10 protein-coding genes and 1 pseudogene are annotated in these 11,971 nt (G+C 55.6%); 7 read left to right on the top strand and 4 right to left on the bottom strand.

What is annotated here, in order from left to right; translation table 11 throughout:
• Positions 1-79: 79 nt before the first annotated feature.
• Together DMG62_03890 and DMG62_03895 are read right to left on the bottom strand one after the other, a co-directional pair.
• On the bottom strand, positions 80-1,978 hold the full coding sequence (locus DMG62_03890; GenBank protein PYY24159.1) for a hypothetical protein: 1,899 nt from the start codon (positions 1,976-1,978) through the stop codon (positions 80-82).
• A 192-nt stretch (positions 1,979-2,170) separates the two neighbouring features.
• Positions 2,171-2,762: pseudogene (locus DMG62_03895) on the bottom strand (hypothetical protein).
• Between the two features lie 41 nt (positions 2,763-2,803).
• Here DMG62_03895 and DMG62_03900 point away from each other — a divergent pair.
• Positions 2,804-3,295 (top strand): hypothetical protein, encoded by a 492-nt coding sequence (locus tag DMG62_03900; protein ID PYY24160.1) that lies wholly within the window; start codon positions 2,804-2,806, stop codon positions 3,293-3,295.
• 16 nt (positions 3,296-3,311) lie between these two features.
• Here the strand turns inward: DMG62_03900 and DMG62_03905 are convergent, their stop codons facing one another.
• Positions 3,312-4,094 carry a DNA-binding response regulator gene (locus tag DMG62_03905; protein PYY24161.1) on the bottom strand — a complete coding sequence of 261 codons (783 nt, stop codon included), beginning with the start codon at positions 4,092-4,094 and terminating at the stop codon, positions 3,312-3,314.
• Positions 4,001-5,122 carry a histidine kinase gene (locus DMG62_03910; GenBank protein ID PYY24162.1) on the bottom strand — a complete coding sequence of 374 codons (1,122 nt, stop codon included), beginning with the start codon at positions 5,120-5,122 and terminating at the stop codon, positions 4,001-4,003. The genes DMG62_03905 and DMG62_03910 overlap by 94 nt, the downstream gene beginning before the upstream one ends.
• A 56-nt stretch (positions 5,123-5,178) precedes the next feature.
• Here DMG62_03910 and DMG62_03915 point away from each other — a divergent pair, with 56 nt between their 5' ends.
• From DMG62_03915 to DMG62_03940, 6 genes are all read left to right on the top strand, one after another.
• Positions 5,179-6,645: a sensor histidine kinase gene (locus tag DMG62_03915; protein PYY24163.1), complete on the top strand. Its 1,467-nt coding sequence runs from the start codon at positions 5,179-5,181 to the stop codon at positions 6,643-6,645.
• Positions 6,578-7,510 (top strand): hypothetical protein, encoded by a 933-nt coding sequence (locus tag DMG62_03920; protein ID PYY24164.1) that lies wholly within the window; start codon positions 6,578-6,580, stop codon positions 7,508-7,510. Before DMG62_03915 ends, DMG62_03920 begins: the two co-directional genes overlap by 68 nt.
• Before the next feature lie 113 nt (positions 7,511-7,623).
• A complete protein-coding gene (locus DMG62_03925) occupies positions 7,624-7,968 on the top strand; it encodes a hypothetical protein (protein PYY24165.1) in 345 nt (114 codons plus the stop codon).
• Between the two features lie 259 nt (positions 7,969-8,227).
• Entirely contained in the window at positions 8,228-9,124 is an 897-nt protein-coding gene (locus DMG62_03930) for an acyltransferase (GenBank protein PYY24166.1), read from the top strand.
• Between the two features lie 67 nt (positions 9,125-9,191).
• Complete coding sequence (locus DMG62_03935) at positions 9,192-10,505, top strand: aspartate aminotransferase family protein (protein ID PYY24167.1); 1,314 nt, start codon at positions 9,192-9,194, stop codon at positions 10,503-10,505.
• 15 nt (positions 10,506-10,520) lie between these two features.
• On the top strand, positions 10,521-11,957 hold the full coding sequence (locus DMG62_03940; GenBank protein ID PYY24168.1) for a nitrate reductase: 1,437 nt from the start codon (positions 10,521-10,523) through the stop codon (positions 11,955-11,957).
• The last annotated feature ends 14 nt before the right edge of the window (positions 11,958-11,971 follow it).

Genomic DNA, 11,971 nt, shown 5'->3' on the forward strand with positions numbered 1-11,971 from the left:
CCGGGGCAGCCGGACCTAAGAAGAAGAAAGGCGGGACTCTTACAAGTCCCGCCTGTTGGTTGAACAGTTGGTTAGGGAATTATTTGTTGGCGGCCAATTTTGCGTTGAGGTCGCTGGTATTCGAGCTCACGATGCCGTCGTACTTGGTGACTACCAGCAGCGTGTTGCCGGCAGGCACAACCTGATGAACTGCGTATCCGCCTTCGTACACTGAAGTCCACTTACGGCCATCGGTGCTGGCGAAAACTTCGTTTGAACCGTCTGCCACCGCGTACATGCGATGCAGATTCTGGTCATAGGTCAGGGACTTAATTCCGCCTAGATCGGTCTTTACTGTTTCCCATCCGCCCATCGCCTTCTCGTGGAACAGGCCTTCGGGCGAGGAGACCCATAGACGACCGTCCTGATCGAGGATCATTCCGGTAATGACCGAGACTGAAGGCGATTCCATCTTGCCCCAGCTGCGGCCGTCGTTGTTGGAGGTCAGGAGTTCGCGATATCCGGCGGCCGCGACGCGGTTGCCGCTGCTGCGGACGATCGTGATTGGCTCCTTACCGCTGTTGCGCTGCACCTGGAATGAGCGGCCACCGTCATGCGAGAAGAGCAGTCCGGTGGTGGTGCCGGCAAACCAGTTGTCGCCGTCGATGTGCAGGTCAGTTACATATGGATGCCAGGCAGCGGTCGTGAAGACGCTGCTCCACGTCCGGGTTGTGGGCTCCATGCGGAAAAGTCCGTTGTTGGTTCCGGCGATGAGCTGGTTACTGGAGTCCTGTGCCAGCGTGAATACATCGCTGCCGTTCAGTCCTTTATTGATGATCGACCAGTGTAAACCACCGTCAGCGGAGAGGAAGGCGCCACCGAATGACTTATCGTTCACGACACCGGCAAACATGGTGTCAGATTGGGACTTGTCGAGCAGGAGCGCGCGGATCTCACGATGCGCAAACCCGATGTTCGAGGAAGCGAAGGTCAGACCGCCATCGTTGCTGGCCATAATGCCGCTACGATCGGTGGCGAGAAGAACGCGCTTCGAGTTGCGAGGATCGATCATCAGGTCGTTGATGACCAGGTTGGCTGCGGAAACGCGACGCCATTTCAGTCCACCGTCCACGCTCTTCCACAGGCCGGTCGTGCTGCCCGCGTAGATCACGGTGCGGTTGTTCGGATCCTGCTTGATGATGCGAACGCGGCGCGAGTTCACTGGGATGGCTTCGACTTTCTTAAAGAGCTGTCCGCCATTGATGCTCTTGTAGACGCCGGTGCAGGCGCTGGCGTAGATCGTGGATGGCGTCTTCGGATCAATTGCCATCGAGAACACGTCAGAGTCGTCGTCCATTCCTTTAGCGAGCTGTTGCCAAGTCTCGCCGCCGTTGCTGGTCTTGTAAGCCAGGCGCCAGGTTCCGGCGTAGATCACATTCGTGTCCTTCGGATCGATTGCGAGCGACTGAACGTTGTGAATGTTGTCGGGCGAGATGCGGGCAAACTTCCTGCCGCCATCATCGCTGCGGTAAACGCCATCGAGCGTGCCGGCGACGATCATCTTCGGATTCGACAGCGCGATCGTCAGCGAGCGAATCGATTTCCCCTTCATGTCCTTCAGTGAAGACCAGCTCCGGCCACCGTCTTCGGTGCGGAACAGTTCGCCGTTCTGGCCGAGGACGCTCCAGCCGGCAACATAGACGATGCGGGAGTCGGTAGGATGAAAATAGATGTGGTCGAGAACGTATTCGCTTTCGCCGATGCGGGCGAAGCGCGACCAGGTCTTACCGTTGTCGTCCGATGAGAACATCTGTCCAGCGCTGGTGCTGATCAGGATGTGGTCAGGGTTCTGCGGATCGTAGGCCAGAGTGCGAACATCGCCGCCCTCAGGTCCCATGGTTGTTGGTTGCGCGGCATACATTGAGCTCACTGTGAGTAGGGTCACTACCCCGAGAGCCCACACTGTGAGCATTAATCTTTTCTTAGACGTGAAATTCATTCTTCCCTCGGTGGCTTGCAAATTGCGGTGTACTGCAAGTGCCGAATGTGCCACGGTTCGAAAGGGAAAAATAGATGACTAAAGTGCCCTGACTCTCGGGAAGTGCTCAACTAACAACTAAGGTTGCACTGAGAACGGGTCACACGAAGGACTCAGCTCCTTCACTCGCCTCGATGAGTCGAATACCCTGCTTCAGGGAATCCGGCAGGCAATTTTCCCCGCAGAAAAGTGAGGGTTGGAGTCGAGGTCCACCACGTTGCCTACTTCTTTGGCGGCTTGTGTGCCGGTATTCATGGCAACGCCGACATCAGCTTGAGCCAGTGCGGGTGCGTCGTTCGTGCCGTCGCCAATCATCGCCACGAGCCTGCCGTCCGTTTGCTCACGGCGGATCAGATTCATCTTGTCTTTGGGTATAGCTTGGGCAAGAAAGTCATCCACTCCGGCTTCGCGGGCGATCGCTGCGGCGGTGAGAGGATTATCGCCGGTGATCATCACGGTGCGAATACTCATCGCGCGCAATTGAGTGAAGCGCTCCTTCATGCCGCCTTTCACGCATCCTTCAGGTGCATGACGCCCATGGCACGGTTTCTCTCAGCAACGATAAGCGGCGTGCCGCCAGAGCGAGCGATCGTGTCGATCGAAAGCTGCAATTGTTTGGGGATCTCCCCGCCATTCTCCCGCAGGTAGCTGGATCGCGTCGGCTGCTCCCTTGCGAACCTTGTCTGCCGTTGAAATTCACACCTGAGATGCGTGTCTGTGCCGTAACCGAGAGCGCTTGCCCCATCCAGCGCAAAATTAACCGTGGTATTGTGCAGAAAATCGAGAATGCCAGTGGATCGCGAAGGAAACGCCATCATTCAACACTTAGAAAGAGCATTCCGCGCGAAATGGATAATACTCACAATGCCGACCACAACCCGTCCAGCGGGCGTAACTCTCCTGACCTTATTCTTTGTCTTTGGCGTACTGATGGCATCGCTTGCAGCTGGAATGCTGTTGTTCCCGGGCAGCATCCTTGAGCCGCTGTGGCGGTTAAATCCGCGTGCGCGGGACGCTTTCGTTGCGATTCGATTTTGGGCTGTGATCGTGATGGTGATTATTGCGACAGCCTGTGCAGTAGCGGCCTTAGGTTTGTGGCGTTGCCGGCGATGGGGTTACGTCACCGCTGCTGGAATCCTCTGCGTCAATCTCCTCGGCGATACTGCGAATACGTTCATCGCTCATGATTGGCGGACCATCATTAGTCTTCCCATTGGAGGAGCGATGATCACTTACCTGGTGAGGAACAGACGAGTGTTTGGACAGAATCGTGAGTAGCGTCTGAGGCGGGGCATTACTCCCCTGGAGTGAAACGATAGCCAACCCAAGGCTCAGTCGTGATGTAGTGTTTATCGCTGTCCGCCTCAAGCTTTTTGCGCAGTTGTCCAATAAAGACACGGAGATATTCGTTCTGATTCACGCTCTGCGGTCCCCACACAGAACGCAGCAGAACGGCGTGGGTTACTACCTTGTCGGGATGGCGGGCAAAATGCACCAAGAGGTCAAACTCCTTCGGCGTGAGCCGCACCTCCTGTCCGCGCACGACAGCCCTGTGTCCCGGAAGGTCAATTTTGAAATCGCCGACATTGATTTCCTGCTCCTCGGGTTTCGGCGGTGTAAAGCGCCGAAGATTTGCGCGCACGCGCGCCAGAAGTTCACTCATGTTAAACGGCTTTGTCACATAGTCATCGGCGCCGGCGTCGAGTGCCTCGACCTTCGAGCGCTCCTCGCCGCGCACCGAGAGAACGATGATCGGCACTTCTGACTTCGCTCGGACCTTGCGAGTGAGATCCACGCCACTCATCTCCGGCATCGAGAGGTCGGTGATGATCAGCTCCGGCGGCCAGTCATTCACTACGTCGAGGGCGGCGACGGCATCATTAGCAACGCGTATCTCATATCCATGGCTGGAAAGCGTAGTGCGCAGCACGCGCGTGATCTGCGGCTCATCGTCGACGACAAGGATTCGGCGCCCGGCCACGGTCAGTCGACCCTCTGCGTGACGATGTGTACGTCGACTGGCGGAGCGTTGCGCAGGAATCGCTGAATCGCGCCAAGATAAAGGTATTCGCGCCATCCACTCACGGCCGAGCGACCGAAGACCACCTGCGTGATGTTCTCTTTGCCAACGAATTCGGCAACCGAAGAAGCGATATCCTTTCCTTTCAGCCTCACGATTTTGGCCGACAGACTCTCGGCAAACTGAAAGTTCGAATGGAGACTTCGGGCTCGATCGGGCTCTCGATCCTTCTCCTGTTCGACGTAAACCGCGAAGAAATCGGCTCCGATGCGGTCCGCGATTCTGGCCCCACGGGCAATAAGTTGCTGCGACTCTAGATGCGAACTGATGCACACGGCGATGCGCTCTCGAATTCCCCAGTTCTGATCGATGTTCTTCTTCTTCAGGTAAGCATCCAGACTGCGATCGACCAAGTGCGTTACCTGTCGCAGTGCGAGTTCGCGTAACGCCATCAGATTTCCCCGGCGAAAAAAGTTCTTAAGCGCTTTTTCCCCGCGATCCAGCGGGTAGATGTCCCCACGCTGCATGCGCGTTTGCAGCGCCTCAGGAGTGAGGTCGGCCATGACAATCTCATCGGCGCGTTGCAGGACCCAATCGGGAACGGTTTCGCGAACCTGGATGCCCGTGATGCTCTGTATCGTGGGATTCATGCTCTCGAGATGCTGAATGTTCATGGTCGAGAGGACATCGATCTTGGCGTCCAGCAGGTCCAGAACATCTTCGTAACGTTTGCAGTGCCTGCTGCCTTCCACATTGGTGTGCGCGAACTCATCCACCAACGCTACCTGCGGCTTACGTGCCAGAATGGCATCCACATCCATCTCTTCGAAGATAGTGCCTTTGTATTCGATCTTCTTGCGCGGGACCGCCTCCAGCTGCTGCGCAAGCTCGGCCGTTACTTTTCTTCCATGCGTTTCAATCACCCCAATGACGACGTCCTCCCCACGTCGATGCCGGCGAATGGCCTCGCTCAGCATGTTGTAAGTCTTTCCCACACCGGGTGCATAGCCAAGAATGAGCTTGAAGGTTCCCGCCCGCTTCTCGGGCGCGGTTTGTTCCAGCCACTCTTCGGGACTCTTGGGCATTTCGTTACATTCTGCGCGAGCAGTGCTGAATTGTCGAACTCGGCTACAATCGCGGCGTGAGTCCGGCGCTCGGGAAGACATTCAGATTCATTGCGGCGACAGCCATCGTTGCCGTGATAGTTGTCTTCTACACGCGCGTGGTGAAGCTCAATCCGACCACCGTAGCATTGACTTTCCTGCTTGCCGTTTTGATTGTTTCGGCGAACTGGGGACTCACCGTCGCGGTCTTCATGTCGTTGATCGCAGCACTGGCGTTTAACTTTTTCTTTCTACCTCCTATCGGGAAGTTCACGATTGCCGATACGCAGAACTGGCTGGCGTTGTTTGCGTTTCTCATCACTGCAGTAGTAGCGAGCAATTTGTCCGAGCGCGTGAGACGTGAGGCGCAGGAAGCGGACGAACGTCGACGTGACGTTGAGCGGCTTTATTCGTTCAGCCAGCAACTTCTCGTGACCGAGAACGTGGTCGAATTGCTCAATGCGATTCCGCGTCATTTGCTGGAGACCTTTGGCGCCAGCCAGGCAGCGGTTTACGTCAGCGACCGGGATCGGGTGTACCGCTCCGCAGCTGATGACGGCGTTCTCAGCAAGGAGGCCTTAAAGATCGCTGCCGCACGTTCGGAACTTGTGCTCGGTCGCGACGGCGATGTGTGCTTCGTTCCCATTCGCATGGGAATTCGTTCGCTGGGAATTTTGGCAATGTCTGGAAGCAACGTTTCTCAGGAGACGCTGGAAGCGGTTGGAAGCTTGATCGCTGTTGCCGTTGAGCGAGCGGCCGCGGTTGAGAAGGTCACGCGCACCGAAGCGGCGCGCGAGAGCGAGCGACTGCGCTCGGCGCTGCTGGATTCAGTCACTCATGAATTTCGGACACCGCTCACGTCCATTAAGGCTTCGGTGAGCAGCTTGCTGACGCAGCCTCAGCTTGCTGGGGAGGAGCGACAGGAACTGCTGACGGTAATTGATGAAGAGAGCGACCGACTGAATCGTCTCGTTGGCGAAGCAGTGGAGATGGCGCAGCTGGATGCAAATGAAGTGAAGCTTGAGCTGCATGCTCATGCGATTCGGGAGGTAATCGACGCTGCGCTCGATGACTCAAAGCAGGTGCTCGAAGGGCATCGAGTCGAGGTGCGAGTACCTGAGCAGCTTCCTTCGGCGATTATGGACGCGATGTGGATCACGAAGGTCCTTCGGCACTTATTGGAGAATGCGGTGAAGTACTCGCAACCGGAGTCGCCGATTTTCGTGAGCGCTGAGGTGAACCGCGATCGTCTCCTCACGAGCGTCGCTGATCGGGGGAGTGGTATCGATGACCTGGAGCGATCTCTAATTTTTGACAAGTTTTACCGGGGGCAAAGCCAGCGATATCGGGTGCAGGGTACCGGAATGGGACTTGCTATCGTGAAGGCGATTGTAGAGGCGCACGGCGGACGCATTAGTGTTACCAGCCAACTCGGCCATGGGTCGGTCTTTTCTTTTGGTCTTCCAATCGCGACCGAGCGGCTCGCATCGCCATCTCTGGGCTGAATTACAAGCCGCACAGACTGAGAGACAACGCATCTCACTGCTGGTGTCTGGCAGGAATTCCAAACTGGTGAAGACCACGGATCGCGAATCAGTACGCGCTCAAATTGAAGAGCATCGGGCAGAGTCTTTGCTCGGATACTTACAAGCTATCTTCGAGATTCGCGACAGCTTGCCCTCCCGCAGACGCAAGCAGCGGGAATTGTGGTTTCGCGGCGCCGACCGCGAGCACGATCCGATACCAAGTCTTTTTCGATATGAAAAGGCGAACGAATGGGATATCAGACGCGAATTTCGCCGCCGTGGCATTCAGATGGTGGCAGAGCGCGAGCCGCAGGATGAATGGGAATGGTACTTCCTCATGCGTCACCACAACGCACCCACGCGGCTGCTGGATTGGACTGACAGCGCGCTGATCGCCTTGTATTTCGCTCTTCGCTCACCCTTGTCGCAAGCAATGCCTCCGGCGGTATGGGTATTAAACCCCGTCAGGCTCAACGAAGTCGTGTGTCAGACCGATTCCGTTGTGCTCAGCAATGAGCCGCAGGCTTCTGGATACCTTCCGGAGTCGGCTCGTGATCAACTACGGCCAGAACTACCTATTGCCGTTGATCCGATTCATGTCTCTCGCCGGTTGGCCGTTCAGAGAAGCCGCTTCACGATTCATGGCCGGGACCGCAATGGACTCATCTCGGTGGCGGCACGCCATCCGGGTATTCTGTTTCGGATTGGTATTGATACGAACGCTGCCGACGCTGTCCTGAATGATCTGCGCACGTGCGGAGTCTCAGAGACGACGATCTTTCCTGATCTTGAGGGACTCTCGCGAGAGCTGCTCCGCGAGTGTGGCTCGGAGTTAGCCGAGTAGCTGAACTTCTTTTTTTTCTTCGAATCAGTGTCCGTTAGCCGAATATTCGCGGTATCGCTGCATCTAAAATTCAGTAATAGTCAGAAAATCCTTCGTCCATACGAGCGCCACCCTTGCAGTGGGATTCGGCCGTTAGTTTAGCTTTCGCCGCAGAGCAGTTGTTTGCAGCTGCCCAGCTCCTTACAAGCGATCTTGTGCCTGCGAATCAGGCACTGGAGCTCGTCCACGAGCGTCATTTGGTACCGCTTCTAGACAATGGCGACTTTCTCCCTGAACCGGTTCGGCACCAGATCGTCGAAGCACAGCACTCGTATGACACTGCCGTTTCTAAAGGGCTCACCCGCGACTTTGCGCGATGCCTGGCGTCGGAACTCATGAAAATTCTCTCCGAAGTTACTGGGATTCTGAAGCAGATCTCGGGCCGCTCACTGCTGAACCTGGACCGCCGGGTCGCCTGATCACTCTACCGTCATCTCGAATAAAGGGAGATCTGTTGTCCGGTTAGATGCCGAGGCAAAAAGATTCCTCACGCCGACATAAGGCGCTTCGGAATGACAGGCTCTAGAGTAACTTTCTTGAGTTGTTAGGCGCAGCTAGTCAAACATCAAACGCCTTCTTGACTTTGCGGCGAGATGCACTCCACGATGAATTTCAGTGCCCTGAGCGCATGAGGCGTTATATATTCAGCTTCCAGCAATTCTCACTTCGAGGTAGGTAATGTCCCGAACTGTCCGCTGTGGCCTGATCCAGGCCCATAATCCTCTTGGTCCAGATCACAGCATGGCCAAGATCAAAAAGGCAATGATCGACAAGCACCTGAAGTTAATTGAGCAGGCTGCGAAAGAGAAGGTGCAGGTCCTGTGCTTGCAAGAACTTTTTTACGGGCCCTATTTCTGCGCCGAGCAAAACCAGAAGTGGTATGAGATGACAGAGCCGGTTCCTGACGGTCCAACGACGAAACTCATGCAGAAGCTGGCGGCCAAGTACAAGATGGTCATCGTCGTCCCGCTCTACGAAGAAGAAATGACTGGGTTGTACTTCAACACTGCCGCGGTTATCGATGCCGATGGAACTTATCTCGGGAAATACAGAAAGCACCATATCCCGCAAGTGGCTCCCGGATTTTGGGAGAAGTTTTATTTCACGCCCGGTGATACTGGGTATCTTGTTTTTCAGACCCGGTATGCGCGAGTCGGGGTTTACATCTGCTACGACCGGCACTTTCCGGAAGGCGCGCGGATTCTCGGACTAAATAGTGCAGAAATTGTTTTCAATCCCTCTGCTACGGTTGCTGGTCTCTCCGAATATCTGTGGGAGCTTGAACAGCCGGCACATGCTGTCGCGAACGGATACTTCATTGGAGCAATCAATCGAGTTGGAGTTGAGAAGCCATGGGCAATTGGCGAATTCTATGGCAAGAGCTACTTCTGCAATCCTCGCGGTAAGATCATCGCGCAAGCCAGCCGCGACAAAGACGAAGTCGTTGTGGCCGATCTTGATTTAGACATGATCGCCGAAGTGCGAAAGACATGGCAGTTCTTCCGCGATCGGCGTCCAGACTCCTACGAGCCGCTGGTTGCGCAGGCGGGGAAGATCGCCCGAGCGGCGTCGTAGGACGCAGTATGCGGCCTCTTTACCCAGGAAAATCGCTAATTGCTAATCGTTAATTGTTGGGGTTCTGATGACTAAAGAAGAAATTATTCGCAAACATAAGCAGTACTTGTTTCCATCCATCACGACGTATTACTCCGAGCCCCTCGTCACCGATCACGCCAGCATGCAGTATCTCTGGGATGCCGATGGAAAAAAGTATCTCGACTTTTTCGGCGGGATCGTCACCATCTCGGTTGGTCACACCAATCCGCGCGTCACTTCGAAGGTGAAGGCTCAGATCGACAAGCTGCAGCATGCTTCGACTCTGTTTCCGAACGAAGCGATCGTGGCTCTGGCGGAGAAGATTGCTCAGATCACGCCTGGAGAAATTTCTCAGAGCTTCTTCTCAAACAGCGGCACTGAGGCGAATGAGACTGCTGTTCAGATCGCACGGATGTATACGGGAAACTTCGAGGTCGTCGCTCTGCGTCACGGCTACAGTGGACGCTCGCAGCTTGCGCAGTCGCTCACGGGTCACGGCACGTGGCGCAAGTCGCTGCCTGTTTCCAATCCCGGCATCGTTCATGCATTGAATCCCTATTGTTATCGGTGTCCCTTTGGCATGAAGCCAACGGAGTGCGGTATTGAATGCGCGAAGGACGTGGAAGCCGTGATCCAGACCGCTACTTCTGGCCAGATCGCCGCGTTTATCGCTGAGCCGATTCAGGGGGTAGGCGGCTTTATTACGCCGCCGAAGGAGTATTTCAAGATTGTCTTCAACATCGTCAAGCAGTACGGGGGCTTGTTCATCTCCGATGAGGTCCAGACGGGCTGGGGACGCACGGGTAAGAAATGGTTCGGCATCGAGCAGTGGGAGGTGTACCCCGACATCATTACGTCAGCAAAAGGTCTGGCCAACGGTACGCCGATAGGTCTTACTGCAACTCGACCCGAGATCGCGGGGAGCTTCAAGGGGCTGCAAATCTCAACCTTCGGCGGCAATCCTGTCACCAGCGTCGCCGCAAAGGCCACTATCGATCTCATCGAGGAAGATCGCCTCATGGATAATGCCGACGTCGTCGGCAACTACTTCCGCCAGGGACTCCAGAGCCTTCAGGACAAACACGATCTCATCGGCGATGTCCGCGGAATGGGACTGATGCAAGCGCTCGAATTCGTGAAGGACCGCAAAACTAAAGAAGTGGCTCCGCAGGAGACAACGCAGTTCATGGAAGAGTGTCGCAGTCGCGGCCTGCTTGTGGGTAAAGGTGGGCTGTACGGCAATGTCATTCGCATGTCACCGCCACTGAACATCGCCAAGAGCGACGTGGATGAGGCTATTCGGATCATGGACGAAGCCTTGAGCGCCGTTCGTCAGCCGGCGGTTGCGGCCGCGAGGTAATAACTAACAAATCACATGAGCACGCTCTCGCGCGAGATCAAAATCAATACCCGCATCGAAGAGAGTCCTCTTTACAACCACGATCTCGCGCCTGTCGACGCGGCACATCGGACATGGGGCACGTACAACTACGCGGCCCTCTGGGTCTCGATGTCCGTAAACATTCTGACTTACATGCTGGCTGCGAGCCTGATTCAGGGTGGAATGGACTGGAAACAGGCGGTCCTGACCGTATTTGTGGGCAACACCATCGTGCTGGCTCCCATGCTGCTCAATTCGCATCCAGGAGCGAAATACGGCATTCCCTTTCCGGTACTGGCCCGCGCGTCTTTTGGACTCCTGGGAGCGAATGTTGCGGCCGTGCTTCGCGCCTTGGTCGCTTGCGGATGGTTTGGCATTCAAAGCTGGATCGGCGGGGAAGCGATTAACAGTCTGCTGGCGACGCTTTGGCCGTCGTGGGCAAATAATCCTCGTGGCGTCGCGATCTGCTTCGTGATCTTCTGGGGCATCAACCTGATCGTCGTGCTGAAGGGAATTGAGTACATCCGGTTCCTACAGGGAGTGAGCGCGCCGATTCTGCTGGGCGTTGGATTGCTCCTGCTCGGGTGGGCTTACAAATCGGCAGGTGGATTCGGCCCGATGTTATCAGCGCCGTCGAAATTCCAAAACACGTCGGATTTCCTTAAGTTTCTGGTTCCCGCTTTAAACGGAACAGTAGGATTCTGGTCGACGGTCTCGCTTAATATCCCGGACTTCACGCGCTTTGCGCGTGACCAACGTGGACAGGTCATCGGTCAAGCGATAGCTCTTCCCACCACGATGACGTTGTATTCGTTCATTGGCGTGGCTGTGACTTCAGCCACAGTTGTGATTTATGGATCGGCGATTTGGGATCCAGTTCAGTTGCTGAGCCGCTTCCATTCTCCGATTGCAGTCGTGATCTCACTCCTGGCAATCCTGCTGGCGACATTAAACGTCAACATCGGTGCCAACGTTGTGTCGCCGGCAAACGATTTTTCTAATCTTTGGCCGAAGCGCATTTCATTCAAGGTTGGCGGCATGATGACCTGCTTCATGGGCGTCGCTATGATGCCCTGGAAGCTCCTCGCAAATCACCGCACGTTTATCTTTGGATGGCTCGGTGGATACGCTGCTGTGCTCGGTCCCGTTGCGGGAATCATGATCTGCGATTACTTCGTGATTCGACGAAGAAATCTGGTAGTCGAGGATCTGTATTTGCGCGGCTCAGCATACGAGTACTCCAGTGGATTCAATTGGCGAGCCATCGCGGCGCTGGTGATTGGGAGTGGTATTGCACTGATTGGTCTTGTCGTTCCGCCTGTGCGATTCCTGTACGACTACTCGTGGTTCGTGGGATTCATAATCGCGTTCGCCTCCTATCTGTTTCTGATGTCTCGGACCCATTTGGCAACAAGTACCGCACCGGCATAGAACTCTAGCGGCTG

The sequence above is a fragment of the Acidobacteriota bacterium genome (genome assembly GCA_003225175.1).
Taxonomy (GTDB): Bacteria; Acidobacteriota; Terriglobia; order Terriglobales; family Acidobacteriaceae; genus Gp1-AA112.